At 62.7% G+C, this 13,547-nt stretch carries 12 protein-coding genes and 1 pseudogene; all 13 read left to right on the top strand.

Features of this window, described 5'->3' with window-relative positions; translation table 11 throughout:
* The first annotated feature begins 92 nt into the window (after positions 1-92).
* The 13 genes and pseudogenes from IPN92_02400 (at position 93) to IPN92_02340 (ending at position 13,524) form a co-directional block, all read left to right on the top strand.
* Positions 93-482 carry an ATP synthase subunit I gene (locus IPN92_02400; protein MBK8637167.1) on the top strand — a complete coding sequence of 130 codons (390 nt, stop codon included), beginning with the start codon at positions 93-95 and terminating at the stop codon, positions 480-482.
* A gap of 13 nt (positions 483-495) precedes the next feature.
* Positions 496-1,362: a F0F1 ATP synthase subunit A gene (atpB, locus tag IPN92_02395; GenBank protein MBK8637166.1), complete on the top strand. Its 867-nt coding sequence runs from the start codon at positions 496-498 to the stop codon at positions 1,360-1,362.
* Positions 1,363-1,410: 48 nt separating this feature from the next.
* Complete coding sequence (atpE, locus tag IPN92_02390; GenBank protein ID MBK8637165.1) at positions 1,411-1,644, top strand: F0F1 ATP synthase subunit C; 234 nt, start codon at positions 1,411-1,413, stop codon at positions 1,642-1,644.
* 56 nt (positions 1,645-1,700) lie between these two features.
* The gene (locus IPN92_02385; GenBank protein MBK8637164.1) at positions 1,701-2,171 is read left to right on the top strand and encodes a F0F1 ATP synthase subunit B; all 471 of its coding nucleotides are present in this window, start codon (positions 1,701-1,703) and stop codon (positions 2,169-2,171) included.
* Between the two features lie 10 nt (positions 2,172-2,181).
* Positions 2,182-2,721 (top strand): F0F1 ATP synthase subunit delta, encoded by a 540-nt coding sequence (locus tag IPN92_02380; GenBank protein ID MBK8637163.1) that lies wholly within the window; start codon positions 2,182-2,184, stop codon positions 2,719-2,721.
* 12 nt (positions 2,722-2,733) lie between these two features.
* Positions 2,734-4,275 (top strand): F0F1 ATP synthase subunit alpha, encoded by a 1,542-nt coding sequence (locus IPN92_02375; protein MBK8637162.1) that lies wholly within the window; start codon positions 2,734-2,736, stop codon positions 4,273-4,275.
* A gap of 151 nt (positions 4,276-4,426) precedes the next feature.
* Positions 4,427-5,290 (top strand): F0F1 ATP synthase subunit gamma, encoded by an 864-nt coding sequence (gene atpG, locus IPN92_02370; protein ID MBK8637161.1) that lies wholly within the window; start codon positions 4,427-4,429, stop codon positions 5,288-5,290.
* Between the two features lie 85 nt (positions 5,291-5,375).
* Positions 5,376-6,752, top strand: a complete 1,377-nt coding sequence (atpD, locus tag IPN92_02365) for a F0F1 ATP synthase subunit beta (protein MBK8637160.1) — start codon at positions 5,376-5,378, stop codon at positions 6,750-6,752.
* 17 nt (positions 6,753-6,769) lie between these two features.
* The gene (locus IPN92_02360; protein ID MBK8637159.1) at positions 6,770-7,195 is read left to right on the top strand and encodes a F0F1 ATP synthase subunit epsilon; all 426 of its coding nucleotides are present in this window, start codon (positions 6,770-6,772) and stop codon (positions 7,193-7,195) included.
* A 108-nt stretch (positions 7,196-7,303) separates the two neighbouring features.
* Complete coding sequence (locus IPN92_02355; protein MBK8637158.1) at positions 7,304-7,798, top strand: FKBP-type peptidyl-prolyl cis-trans isomerase; 495 nt, start codon at positions 7,304-7,306, stop codon at positions 7,796-7,798.
* A 13-nt stretch (positions 7,799-7,811) separates the two neighbouring features.
* A complete protein-coding gene (gene glmU, locus IPN92_02350) occupies positions 7,812-9,179 on the top strand; it encodes a bifunctional UDP-N-acetylglucosamine diphosphorylase/glucosamine-1-phosphate N-acetyltransferase GlmU (protein ID MBK8637157.1) in 1,368 nt (455 codons plus the stop codon).
* Between the two features lie 23 nt (positions 9,180-9,202).
* Positions 9,203-11,035 (top strand): glutamine--fructose-6-phosphate transaminase (isomerizing), encoded by a 1,833-nt coding sequence (glmS, locus tag IPN92_02345; GenBank protein MBK8637156.1) that lies wholly within the window; start codon positions 9,203-9,205, stop codon positions 11,033-11,035.
* 54 nt (positions 11,036-11,089) lie between these two features.
* A pseudogene (locus tag IPN92_02340) lies at positions 11,090-13,524 on the top strand (response regulator).
* The last annotated feature ends 23 nt before the right edge of the window (positions 13,525-13,547 follow it).

Here is a 13,547-nt window from a genome sequence, read left to right as displayed (position 1 = left end):
GGTTCGGGCATTGATCCAGGCATAAGTGGGACTTATAATACGCGCGGTTTAAGGGTTACAGGTGGCTAGGTACCGCCAGGCGGGGTAGCGGCATGAAGGTGTTTGGCGGCCGCCAGATTCAAGTACCCCTGCGCATGCTGCTAATCCAGGTGGCGCTGACCTTGGTCTTCGCCCTGTCTGGCCTGGCCTTTTCGCCAGAAGCCGCCCTGTCCATCCTGATTGGCGGCGGGGCCTGCAGCCTGGCCACGGCCCTGTTCGCGGCCACCGTGTTCGGACCCTACCGGGCGGGACGGCCCGAAGCCCTGCTGGGAAAGATCGTAGGGGCTGAGATTGGTAAGCTGATCCTGCTGGTCGGGATCTTTGTTTTTGCCTTTGCGAAGGTGCAGGGGCTGGTCATACCAGCCATGCTCGCAGCCTATTTCGCCGCGCAAGTGATGTCGGCGATGATCGCGCCCTACTGGGGCGCCGGTTCGAAACCTTGAAGAGAGACAGGCGATGGCTTCCGAAGCTCTAACCGCGCAAGGCTATATCCACCACCATCTGACCAATCTCACCCTCGGGGTCCTCCCTGATCGTGGCTTGACCTTCGCCCAAACCAGCGAGGAGGCCTCGGCCATGGGTTTTTGGGCCATCCATGTCGATACACTGTTTATGGCCGTTGGTTTAGGGATCCTCTTCCTCTGGTTCTTCAAGAAGGTCGCCGACAATGTCACGTCTGGCGTCCCGGGACCCATGCAGAATTTTGCCGAGTGGATCATCGATTTCGTCGAAGAGAATGTGCGGGGCTCTTTCAGCGGGGTTAACCCCATGATCGCGCCCCTGGCCCTGACCATCTTTGTCTGGATCTTCTTCATGAACCTGATGGACCTGCTGCCCGTCGACCTGGTTCCACAAGCCTTTGCCCACCTCGTCGGGCTTTTTGGCGGCGATCCCCATCATGCCTACCTGCGGATTGTGCCGACCACGGACCCGAACGCCACCTTTGGCATGTCTCTGACGGTCTTCATCCTGATCATTTATTACAGCATCAAGATCAAAGGAATCGGCGGGTTTGTCGGCGAACTGGCTTTGCAGCCCTTTGGCAAGTGGGGTATCCCCGCCAATCTGGTGCTGGAGGGCATCAACCTCATTTCCAAACCCATCTCGCTTGCCCTGCGTCTCTTCGGCAACCTCTACGCTGGCGAAATGATTTTCATCCTGATCGCACTCATGTACGGCCACAGCGTCCTATTGAGTGTCAGCGCAGGGGCTCTTCAGCTTGTCTGGGCCCTCTTCCATATCATCATCATCCTGCTGCAGGCCTTTATCTTCATGGTGCTGACCATCGTCTATCTGGACATGGCCCACCAAGAAAGTCACTGACGCTAAACCTTCTCAACCCAGACCCACCCAACCTCTAGAGGGAAAATCATGGAACTCTCGCAAGCCCTGGTTTACATCGCCGCCGGCCTCATGCTCAGCTTGGGCGCCATCGGCGCGGCAATCGGTATCGGCATCCTCGGTGGCCGCTTCCTGGAGGGCTCCGCCCGTCAACCCGAGCTGATCCCCGTGCTGCGTACTCAGTTCTTCATTGTTATGGGTCTGACGGACGCCCTGCCGGTCATCTCGGTCGCCATGGGCCTCTACTTGATGTTTGCCGTCTAAATGGGGATCCGGCCCCACGCCGGTCCTACATTTCTCGTCCATCACGAGGCAAAGGCATGAATATCAATGTGACCCTGTTCCTCCAGATGATCTCCTTCGCGGTGTTCGTCTGGTTTTGCATGAAGTTCGTCTGGCCCCCCATCGTGGGCGCCTTGGCGGAGCGCAAGAGTAAAATCGCCGAGGGCCTGGCCGCCGCGGAGCGTGGTCATCAAGATCAGCAACTCGGTCAGCAACGGGCCAAGGAGTTGATGATCGAGGCCAAAAACCAGGCCGGTGACATTGTCGCCCAGGCGCAGAAGCGCGCCGCCGAGATTGTCGAGGAAGCAAAAGTTGGCGCACGCGCCGAAGGCGAACGCCTGATTACCGCCGCCAAGGCGGAGATCGATCAGGAAACCAACCGGGCGCGGGAGGCGCTGCGGGGCAAGGTCGCCGATCTGGCGATAGCCGCCGCCGCCAAGATACTGGATAAGGAAATCGACGCCAGCGCTCACAAGGCCCTGGTGGAATCCTTCGCAAGGCAAATCTAGGACGCGACCCATGGCCGGAGACATCACCACCATAGCGCGACCCTACGCGGAAGCAGCTTTTGCTTGCGCCCAGGAGTCTGGACAGATCCCGGCCTGGTCGGAAGCCCTCAACCTACTCGGCGCACTGGCCGGCGATCCGGACATGGCGGCGCAAATCGCCAATCCGGAAATCCCGCGAGATTTGCCCCGAGACATACTGCTGGATCTGGGCGGCGAGACCCTGGCGCCTGAGGCGCGCAATCTGGTCAAGGTACTGGCCGAAAACAAGCGCCTTTCGGTGCTACCAGAGATCGCGAAGGTCTTCGAGGAACTGGAGACGCGGAATAAAGGCGTGCGCCAGGTCCACATCCGCACCGCCTACGCCCTTGACGCCAATCTGCGAGATTTTTTGACAATGGCGATCAAGACCAAGTTGAACGCGGACGTGGAACTCACCGTCGAACAGGACGCATCCCTTATCGGCGGCGTCGAGATCCGCGCCGATGATCTCGTCATCGACGGTTCCGTGCGCGGCAAACTCCAAAGGCTGGCCAGCGAATTGCAAATTTAACGGAAAACCGACATGCAACTGAATCCATCCGAAATCAGCGATCTGATCAAACAGAAGATCGAGCAATTCGACCTTAGGACCGAGGCCCACACGGAAGGCACGATCGTCAGCCTGTCCGATGGCGTCGTGCGCATCCACGGTCTCTCCGACGCCCAGTATTACGAGATGTTGGAGTTCCCAGACAACGTCTTTGGCCTGGCCCTGAACCTGGAACGCGACTCCGTCGGTGCCGTGGTACTCGGTGACTACACGGGCCTGACCGAGGGCGACTGGGTACGCTGTACCGGCCGCGTCCTAGAGGTCCCGATTGGCCCCGAGTTGCTGGGACGCGTGGTCGACTCCCTGGGCAACCCGTTGGACGGCAAGGGCCCCATCGGCGCCAGCCTGACTTCCCCGCTGGAAAAGGTGGCACCGGGCGTCATCGCCCGCAAATCCGTTGACCAGCCGGTCCAGACCGGCATCAAGGCCATCGACAGCATGGTGCCCATCGGTCGGGGCCAGCGCGAACTGATCATTGGTGACCGCCAGACCGGCAAGACAGCGGTGGCGATTGACGCCATCATCAATCAGAAGGGCACGGGTGTTAAGTGCATCTATGTGGCCGTCGGCCAAAAGAACTCCTCGGTAGCGGGCGTAGTCCGTAAGCTGGAGGAATTCGGTGCCATGGATCACACCATCGTGGTTCACGCCGGCGCCGCCGACTCCGCCGCCATGCAGTTCATTGCCCCCTATGCGGGCTGCACCATGGGCGAATACTTCCGCGACCGCGGCGAGGACGCCCTGATTGTCTTTGACGATCTCACCAAGCAGGCCTGGGCTTATCGTCAGGTCTCCCTGCTGCTGCGCCGCCCCCCAGGACGCGAGGCCTATCCGGGTGACGTCTTCTATCTCCATTCACGCCTGCTAGAACGTGCCTCCCGCATCAACGCGGACGAGGTTGCCAAACTCACCAATGGCGCGGTTACGGGGAAAACCGGTTCCTTGACCGCCTTGCCCATCATCGAAACCCAGGCGGGGGACGTCTCGGCCTTCGTGCCGACCAACGTCATCTCCATCACGGACGGGCAGATCTTCCTGGAGACCGATCTCTTCAACGCCGGCATCCGGCCAGCCATCAACGCGGGCCTCTCGGTGTCCCGGGTGGGCGGCGCGGCCCAGACCAAGATCATCAAGAAACTGGGTGGCGGTATCCGCCTGGCCCTGGCCCAGTACCGTGAATTGGCGGCCTTTTCCCAGTTCGCCTCGGACCTGGACGAATCCACCCGCAAGCAGTTGGAGCGGGGCGCCCGGGTCACCGAACTCATGAAGCAGACCCAGTACTCACCGCTCGGGGTGGGACAAATGGCGGTGTCCCTCTTTGCCGCTAATATGGGCTATCTGGATGATGTGGACGTCCTCAAGATCGTGGATTTCGAACAAGCCCTGCTGTCCTATATGAAGTCGGCCCAAGGCGCGCTTCTGGAAAAAATCGATACCAAGGGCGACTATAACGACGAGATCGAGCAGGGCCTGCACACGGCAATCAAGGACTTCAAGGCCAGCAACACATGGTAGCAGGCCCTGGGCGATCCGCTGCCTCCCCTCCGCCTTCCAGGCGGATGCGCGCAGGTGGCGCCCTCACGCAACAACCTTTAGTCGGTGATTCGCTCGGGTTGCCCTACAAGGCAGCCACGGCGGCGGACCGGACGATGGGAGCTTAGAAGACATGGCCGGCGCCAAAGAAATCCGAACCAAGATCGCCAGCATTAAGAGCACGCAGAAGATCACCAAGGCCATGCAAATGGTCGCGGGGGCCAAGATGCGCAAGGCCCAGGAACGCATGACGGCCTCCCGTCCCTACGCCCTGAAAATGCTCCAGGTCATTGCCCACCTGAGCCACGCCTCGCCAGAATACCGGCACAGCTATATGTCCGTGAACCGGGAACAGAAGCGGGTCGGCTATATCGTCATCTCCTCAGACCGTGGCTTGTGTGGTGGCCTCAACACCAATCTTTTCCGCAAATTGGCCATCGAAGTCCGAGACCAGCGCAAGGCGGGAGTGGAGACCGCCTTCGCCACCATCGGATCCAAGGCACTAGCCTTTTTCCGTCGCTTTGGCGGCAAGGTGATGGCCCAGGTGACCCACATCGGTGACAAGCCTCACGTCGAGGACTTGATCGGTGCCGTGCGGGTACTCCTGGATGCCTACGAGGCCGGTGAGATCGATGCCATCTACGTGGCATACAACGAATTCGTCAATACCATGACGCAAAAGCCGATGATCGCCCAACTGGTACCTATCCACGCAGAGAAGATCGAAAGAATCAAGACCCACTGGGATTACATATACGAGCCCGAGCCAAAGGTCGTGCTCGACGCCCTGCTGACGCGCTATATCGAGTCGCTGGTCTACCAGGCCGTCGTTGAGAACGGGGCCTGTGAGCAATCCGCCCGGATGGTGGCCATGAGGGCCGCCACGGATAACGCGGGTAGCCTCATCAACGAACTTCAGTTGGTTTACAACAAGGCCCGTCAGGCGGCAATTACCCAGGAAATATCGGAAATCGTGGGCGGCGCGGCGGCGGTTTAGCCCCTGTGCGCCCTCGGGCATCCCGCGATGCCCAACCGCATCGACTTGCATCCAACCGCCGACAGGCGAGAACGAGGAAACAGATATGAGTTCCGGTAACGTGGTGGAGATCATCGGCGCCGTGGTTGACGTGCAGTTCCCACGCGGCGAAATGCCCAAGATCTATGACGCCCTAATGGTCGATGCCGTCGGACTGACCCTGGAGGTTCAGCAACAGCTTGGCGACGGCGTGGTCCGTGCCATTGCCATGGGTACGACCGACGGTCTCCAGCGGGGGGTCGCCGTCAGCAATACCCATGAGCCCATCCAGGTACCGGTTGGTAAGGCGACCCTGGGCCGTATCATGGATGTCCTGGGCCGGCCAATCGACGACAAGGGTCCCGTGGAGTCCGAGGCGCGCTGGTCCATTCATCGCCATGCCCCTTCCTTCGAGGATCAGGCGACCTCGACCGAAATCCTCGAGACCGGAATCAAGGTTATCGACCTCATCATGCCCATCGCCAAGGGCGGCAAGATCGGCCTCTTCGGCGGCGCTGGCGTGGGCAAGACCGTGACGCTGATGGAACTGATTCGCAACATCGCCGTTGAGCACTCGGGCTTTTCGGTATTCGCGGGAGTCGGTGAACGCACCCGCGAGGGCAACGACTTCTACCACGAGATGACCGACGGTGGCGTGCTCGACAAGGTCTCCCTGGTCTATGGTCAGATGAATGAACCACCGGGCAACCGGTTGCGCGTGGCCCTGACCGGTCTGACCATGGCGGAGTATTTCCGTGACGAAGGCCGTGACGTCCTCCTGTTCGTGGATAACATCTACCGCTATACCCTGGCCGGGACCGAGGTGTCCGCCCTACTAGGCCGCATGCCCTCGGCGGTAGGTTACCAACCCACCCTCGCCTCGGAAATGGGTGCTCTGCAGGAGCGGATCACCTCCACCCGTACCGGCTCCATCACCTCCTTCCAGGCGGTGTACGTACCCGCGGACGATCTCACCGACCCATCGCCGGCCACCACCTTTGCCCACCTGGACGCAACCCTGGTGCTGTCCCGTCAGATCGCCGAACTGGGCATCTACCCCGCCGTGGACCCGCTGGACTCCACGAGCCGTATTCTTGATCCCCACGTGGTTGGTGTGGAGCACTACTCGGTGGCGCGCATGGTCCAGGGCACCCTGCAAAGGTACAAGGAACTCAAGGACATCATCGCCATCCTGGGCATGGATGAACTGTCCGAGGAGGACAAACTGACAGTGGCCCGGGCCCGCAAAATGCAGCGGTTCCTGTCCCAACCCTTCTTCGTTGCCGAGGTCTTCACCGGCTCGCCAGGGAAGTACGTATCCCTCAAGGACACCATCAACGGCTTCAAGGCCATCGCCAATGGCGACTATGACCACCTGCCGGAGCAGGCCTTCTATATGGTCGGCGGTATCGAAGAAGCGGCGGCCAAGGGCGGCAACGCTTAATCATCAGGGGCATTCCCATGGCAATGACAATTCATGTAGATATCGTCAGCGCGGAGCGGGCTATTCATTCCGGTCTGGCGACCATGGTATTCGCGCCCGGCGAGATGGGTGAGCTAGGCATAGCGCCGCGCCACACGGCCCTCATTACCCGGCTCAGGCCCGGCGAAGTCCGGGTTCAAAAAATGGATGGCGAGACGGAGCACTTCTTTGTCTCCGGCGGCATGCTGGAGGTGCAGCCCCATGTCGTGACCGTGCTGGCCGACACGGCCATTCGCGCGCGCGATCTGGATGAGGCGGCCGCTGCGGATGCCAAGCGCCGCGCCGAGGACGCCCTGGCAGGGAAGGCAGCCGAATTTCAATATGCCAAGGCCCAGGCTGAACTGGCGGAGGCGGTGGCGCAGTTACGGGCCATTGAGAGACTACGCAAGACCAAAGTCAGCTAGGAACCGCCCCCTCGTCGCCACATACCACAGCCCCCGCCCAGCGGGGGTTGCGTATTTCAGGGTATTCCTTTGACTTCCTCGCAACGCCATAATGAGGTTTAAACTCGCATGACGGCCGAACTTATCCAAGATGGAAAGTACGTCAGCCTCACCTATAGCATCCAGGATGATCAGGGCACGGTTCTGGAGCACAGCGACCTGCCGGTAGGTTTCGTCCTCGGCGGGGCACAGGAACTGATCGGCGGCATGGACGCTGCCATCCGGGGCAAGGCGGCGGGTGACGAAATCGATTTTGATCTGGCCCCCGATGCGGGGTTTGGCCGGCATGACGCGGACTTAACCTTTACCGATGATATCAACAACGTACCACCCCAGTTCCGTCAAATCGGGGCCGAGGTGCAAATGCAGAACGAGGCCGGCGAGGTCAAGAGTTTCTATGTCACCCGCATCGAGAATGGGCGACTGACCGTGGACGGGAACCACCCCCTGGCCGGCAAGCGTCTGCGGGTTCATGTCCGCATCCACGAGGTGCGCGAGGCGACCCGCGAGGATATGGCGAACGATGGCCCGTCCTGTGCCATCCCCGGCGCGCTGCACAGATGAGAGAAATGCCGAAATGAAGCTGGGTATCGCCATCCTCGCCGCCGGGCAAGGCACCCGCATGAAGTCCAGCCTGCCCAAGGTGCTGCATTCCCTGGCGGGTAGACCCCTGTTGCGCCATGTCCTCGAGAAAGCCATGGAACTGGGCGCCGCGCGCATCTGTGTCGTGGAAGGCCATGGCGACGGACAGGTCAGCTCAGCCCTGGCGGGGATGGATTGCGAGTGGGTCACGCAATTGGAACGAAAAGGCACGGGGCACGCCCTGATCCAGGCCATGCCCAAGCTGCAAGATATGGAGCGCATCCTGGTACTCTACGGCGATATCCCCCTGATTCAGACCGAAACGCTACAGACACTCCTCGCCACGGCCGCGACCGCGCCCCTGGGCATCCTGACGGCCACCCTCGACAATCCATCAGGCTACGGCCGCATCCTGCGCGGGCCTAACGGGCAGGTGATGGGCATTATCGAGGCCAGGGACGCCAGCGAGGCCGAACTAACCATCCAGGAAATCAATACCGGCTTTCTGGTTGCCGATCGCGCCAAGTTGGACAATTGGCTGTCGCGACTGGATAACCACAATGCCCAGGGCGAGTATTACCTGACGGATATCGTCGCCCTGGCAACGGGCGATGGCGAGACAATCGCCACCTGCCAGGCCGACAGGGAGGAAGAGATCCTGGGAATCAACGACCGCCTGCAACTCGCGGACCTGGAGCGGCGCTATCAGCGCCTCATCGCCGAGGACCTCATGCGCGAAGGGGTGACCCTCCTTGATCCCCAGCGCTTCGACGTGCGGGGTCACCTGCGGGCCGGCCGCGATGTCACCATCGACATCAACTGCCTGTTCGAGGGAGAGGTAGAACTGGGCGATGGCGTCAGCATAGGCCCCAACTGCCTCCTCAAGAATTGCACCATCGGCGCCAATAGCCGGGTCCTGGCCAATTCGGTCATCGAGAACGCTAGGGCGGGGCAAGATACCCAGATTGGACCCTTCGCCCGCCTGAGACCCCAGGCGGACATCGCGGACGGTGCCCACATCGGCAACTTCGTGGAGATCAAAAAGGCCACGATCGGCCCTGGCACCAAGGTCAGCCATCTCACCTACATCGGTGACGCCCGCATTGGCGGTAACGTCAATATCGGCGCGGGGACCATCACCTGCAATTACGACGGGGTCAATAAACACCTGACCCAGATCGGGGAGGGGGCCTTCATCGGCTCCAATACCGCCTTGGTGGCCCCGGTGAGGGTAGGCGCGGGCGCCACCATCGGCGCGGGCTCCGTCATCGGTCGTGATGCTCCGGCGGACAAACTCACCCTGACGCGGGCCCCGCAAAAAACCATCGACCATTGGACCCGGCCCGTCAAGAAACCCAAATAGCCTGGGACAAGAGGAAACTATTCATGTGCGGCATAGTTGGCGGCATTGCTCAGCGGGACGTATCGGCGATTCTCCTGGAGGGGCTGCGCCGGCTGGAATATCGGGGCTACGACTCCGCCGGCATGGCGGTCCTGGCTGCGCCTGGCCAACTGGGCCGTATCCGCGCCCTAGGCAAGGTCCAGCGACTGGCCGAGGCCATGGACCAGCAGCCCCTGCCGGGTAAACTCGGCATCGCACACACCCGCTGGGCCACCCACGGCGAGCCGGCGGAGCGCAACGCCCACCCCCATGTCTGTCGTGACCGCTGCGCCCTGGTGCATAACGGCATCATCGAGAACCACGGACTCCTCCGTCAGGCCCAGGAGGCCAATGGCCACGTCTTCACCTCCGAAACGGACTCCGAGGTCATCGCCCACGCCATCTACGACCAACTGACCAGCGGCAAGTCCCTGCTGGAAGCGGTGCGCGCCACGGTAGCCATCCTGGAGGGGGCCTATGCCCTGGGGGTCATCGACTCCCAGGACGCGGACCACCTGATCGCCGCCCGCCAGGGCAGCCCCCTGGTCATCGGCCTGGGCTTCGGCGAGAATTTCATTGCCTCGGACGTCTTCGCCCTCCTGCCGGTCACCCAACGCTTCATCTTCCTGGAGGAAGGGGACCTGGCCGAGATCAGCCGGGATAAGGTGCGGGTGTTCGACCGGGACGGCCAGCCGGTGACCCGGCCGGTCCGGGAATCCGCCCTCTCCGCCGATGCCGTCAAGCGTGGTGAGTACCGGCACTACATGCAGAAGGAGATCTTCGAGCAGCCCCGCGCCCTGGCGGACATGCTGGAAGGCCGGTTGTCGGCGGACCACGTCCTACCCGAGGCCTTCGGTCAGAAGGCCCCGGACATTTTCAAGACCATCCGCGCGGTCCAGATCGTCGCCTGCGGTACCAGCTACCATGCCGGCCTGGTGGCGCGACACTGGATCGAATCGGCCACCCCCATTAGCTGCCAGGTCGAGGTGGCGAGTGAATACCGCTATCGCCGCCACCCGGCACCGGATCAGGCCCTCTTCGTCGCCATCTCCCAATCCGGGGAGACCGCCGATACCCTGGCCGCGCTGCGGCTGGCCAAGCGCCTGGGCTACACCGCGACCCTGACGATCTGCAACGTCCCCGAAAGCTCCCTGGTGCGGGAGTCCGACCTCATCCTGCTCACCCACGCCGGACCCGAGATCGGCGTCGCCTCGACCAAGGCCTTCACCACTCAACTGACCGCCCTGCTCCTCTTAACGGCGGCACTCGGCCGCTACGCCGGCCTCATCGACACCACCGAGGCCGAGCTGACCGCATCCCTGCGCTCCCTGCCCAGCCGGGCCCGCGACTTTCTGACCCTGGACGCCCGCGTGGCCCTCATTGCCGAGCAGTTCGCGGACAAACATCACGCCCTCTTCCTAGGCCGCGGCGACCAATACCCCATCGCCCGGGAGGGCGCCCTCAAGCTCAAGGAAATCTCCTACATCCACGCCGAGGCCTATCCCGCCGGCGAACTCAAGCACGGCCCCCTCGCCCTGATCGACGACGCCATGCCCGTCATCGCCGTCGCGCCCAACAACGGCCTGCTGGAAAAGCTCCGTTCCAATCTGGAGGAGGTCCGCGCCCGGGGCGGCCAGCTCTACGTCTTCGCGGACGAGCGTCTGGCCATGGCATCTCAACCCGGGGTCACCATCATCCCCGTGCCCCACGTGGATGGGCTGATCGCCCCCATCCTCTTCACCATTCCCCTCCAGCTCCTGGCCTATCATGTCGCCGTCCTGAAGGGCACGGACGTGGATCAGCCACGCAATCTGGCCAAGTCCGTGACGGTCGAGTAGCCCATTCCTCTCCATTCCACCCTCGTCGTCCGTGGCCAGGACGGGTAACTCGCCATGACGATCCGCGCCAAATTCGCCACCGGCTTGATCTGCATCCTGGTCGTCAACCTCATGGCCGGCCTCTACGCCTTTCGGCTCTACCAACAGGCCAACAGCCAGGCCGGGGAGGTCCGGGAGGCCAGTTCCCAGATCGTGGCGACCGCCCTCTCCACCCAGGTGCGCTTCAAGAAGCAAGTGCAGGAATGGAAAAACATCCTGCTGCGCGGCCAGAACCCCGCTCTCTTTGATCAATACCTGGCCCAGTTTGAAAATGAGGAACAAAACACCCGCGCCTCCATGCAGCGCCTCATCGAACTTCTGGGGGAGAACCTGGCGGCACGCGAGACCGCCGGCCAGTTTCTGGAGGCCCATACCCACCTCGGCGAGGAGTATCGCCTGGCCCTGGGTCAGCATCGGCTCAGCGACGAGGGGGCGTCGTTGGGGGTCGATGAGCGGGTGCGGGGCATCGATCGACAGCCCACGGACCTGCTGGACAAGGTTGTCGAGGCGGCCCTGGCCCACAAGGACCAGACTCTGGCCAACATTGCCATCAGTATCGCCGGGGTGGAGCGCCACATCTTCCTGATCATGGTGGGGGTCATGACCGGCGCCATCGCGCTCCTGATCCTGCTGGTGGATCGAACCATCGGCCAGCCCATCGCCACCGCCACCGCTATCGCCCGCCGCGTGAGCGCGGGTGACTTCTCGACTCCGATCCGCGTCACGGGCGAAGACGAGAATGCCCAGATGCTGGCGGCCCTCAAGACCATGCAGGAAAACCTGGCGGAGTCGCGGGAAAGCCTCCGCCAGAGCGAGGCCCATGCCCGCCTGCTGCTGGAATCCACCGGGGAAGGCATCTTTGGCGTCGATACCCAGGGAATCTGCATCTTCTGCAACCCGGCCGCCGCCCAACTCCTGGGCCATGCGTCCTCGGTGGCCCTGGAGGGGGTCAAGATGCATGACCTGATGCACCACAGCCACCCCGAAGGCAGCCACTACCCCGCCACGGAGTGTCTCGCCTCCAATATCTTCCGGGATGGACGCCCGGTACATGTGGACGACGAGGTCTTCTGGCGGGCGGACGGCAGTTCCTTCCCGGTGGAATATCACGCCAATCCGATCCTAAGGGACGGACAACTGGTAGGGGCCGTGGTCAACTTCTCGGACGTCTCGGAGCGGCGGCAGGCCGAGATAGCGCTGCGCCTCGCCCACGATGCCCTGGCCCAAGAGCGTGCCCTGCTCACGGAGCGGGTCCGGGAGCGAACCGCCGAGTTGGATCGCGCCAACGCCGAACTGGGCCGCACCGCCCGCGCCAAGGACGAGTTCCTGGCCGCCATGAGTCACGAACTCCGTACGCCCCTCACCAGCATTCTGGGCCTGTCCGAAACCATGGGCGACGGCCTCCTCGGAGCCCTCAGCCCCCAGCAGGCCAAGGCCGCCTACACCATCCACGAAAACGGCGCCCACCTGCTGGAACTCATCAACGACATTCTGGATATGTCCCGGGTGGCCTCGGGCCGCATGACCTTGCATCTGGACCAGGTCCCGGTCAACCAGCTCTGGGACGCCTGTCTGCGCCTCATCCGGCCCCCGCCACGGCCAAGGGGCTGCGCCTGGAGACGCGACTCGACCCGGCGGTGCAACTGGTGCATGGCGACAGCCGCCGCCTCAAGCAGATGCTCATCAACCTGCTGGGCAACGCCGTCAAGTTCACCCCCGAGGGCGGGACCATCGGCCTGGACGTCATGGGCGAAGCGGACCATCGCCAGGTCCGAATTCGCGTCTGGGACACGGGCATCGGGATCCCCGCCGACCAGCTCGAACGCCTCTTCAAGCCCTTCGTCCAAATCGATAGCCGGCTGTCACGGCAACACGGCGGCACCGGTCTTGGCCTCGCCCTGGCCTATGGCATGGCCCAGCTCCACGGCGGGACCATCGAGGTAGCGAGCGCGGTCGGCAAGGGCAGCCACTTCGATCTCATCCTCCCCTGGAACCCCCAGGCCCAGAAGGGCATCGAGGTGCGGGAGGAAAGGGTTACCGAAGAGGCCAGCCCGCCCACCCCATCCCTGGCCCCCGCGCGGGTGCTGCTGGCGGAGGACAATGCCGACAACCTGGAAATGGTCTCCAACTATCTGCGGCTGCGCGGTTTCGAGGTCCACACCGCCCAGGATGGACTGGAGGCGGTCACCCTGGCGCGGGCCTGCCGGCCCGACATCATCATCATGGACGTCCAGATGCCGGAATTCGATGGCCTGGAGGCAACCCGACGCCTGCGCGCCGACCCGACCCTCCGTCTGACCCCCATCATCGCCCTCACGGCCCTGGCCATGCCCGGCGACCGGGAACGCTGCCTGGACGCCGGCATGGACGACTATCTCAGCAAACCCCTGGGCCTGAGTGAACTCCACAAGAGCCTGACGAGCTGGATCAAGCGCACCCGGGGATCATGACTGCGGGAAGGACAGGATCGAGA

The sequence above is a fragment of the Chromatiaceae bacterium genome, from assembly GCA_016714645.1.
GTDB lineage: Bacteria > Pseudomonadota > Gammaproteobacteria > Chromatiales > Chromatiaceae > M0108.
This window is presented reverse-complemented; position numbering and strand designations above follow the sequence as displayed.

Excerpts from the sequence above, each read along its gene's own strand:
- IPN92_02400 (MBK8637167.1), top strand. The coding sequence starts at position 93 with ATGAAGGTGTTTGGCGGCCGCCAGATTCAAGTACCCCTGCGCATGCTG.
- atpB (MBK8637166.1), top strand. The coding sequence starts at position 496 with ATGGCTTCCGAAGCTCTAACCGCGCAAGGCTATATCCACCACCATCTG.
- IPN92_02385 (MBK8637164.1), top strand. The coding sequence starts at position 1,701 with ATGAATATCAATGTGACCCTGTTCCTCCAGATGATCTCCTTCGCGGTG.
- atpD (MBK8637160.1), top strand. The coding sequence starts at position 5,376 with ATGAGTTCCGGTAACGTGGTGGAGATCATCGGCGCCGTGGTTGACGTG.
- glmU (MBK8637157.1), top strand. The coding sequence starts at position 7,812 with ATGAAGCTGGGTATCGCCATCCTCGCCGCCGGGCAAGGCACCCGCATG.
- atpG (MBK8637161.1), top strand. The coding sequence starts at position 4,427 with ATGGCCGGCGCCAAAGAAATCCGAACCAAGATCGCCAGCATTAAGAGC.
- IPN92_02355 (MBK8637158.1), top strand. The coding sequence starts at position 7,304 with ATGACGGCCGAACTTATCCAAGATGGAAAGTACGTCAGCCTCACCTAT.
- IPN92_02360 (MBK8637159.1), top strand. The coding sequence starts at position 6,770 with ATGGCAATGACAATTCATGTAGATATCGTCAGCGCGGAGCGGGCTATT.
- glmS (MBK8637156.1), top strand. The coding sequence starts at position 9,203 with ATGTGCGGCATAGTTGGCGGCATTGCTCAGCGGGACGTATCGGCGATT.
- atpE (MBK8637165.1), top strand. The coding sequence starts at position 1,411 with ATGGAACTCTCGCAAGCCCTGGTTTACATCGCCGCCGGCCTCATGCTC.
- IPN92_02375 (MBK8637162.1), top strand. The coding sequence starts at position 2,734 with ATGCAACTGAATCCATCCGAAATCAGCGATCTGATCAAACAGAAGATC.
- IPN92_02380 (MBK8637163.1), top strand. The coding sequence starts at position 2,182 with ATGGCCGGAGACATCACCACCATAGCGCGACCCTACGCGGAAGCAGCT.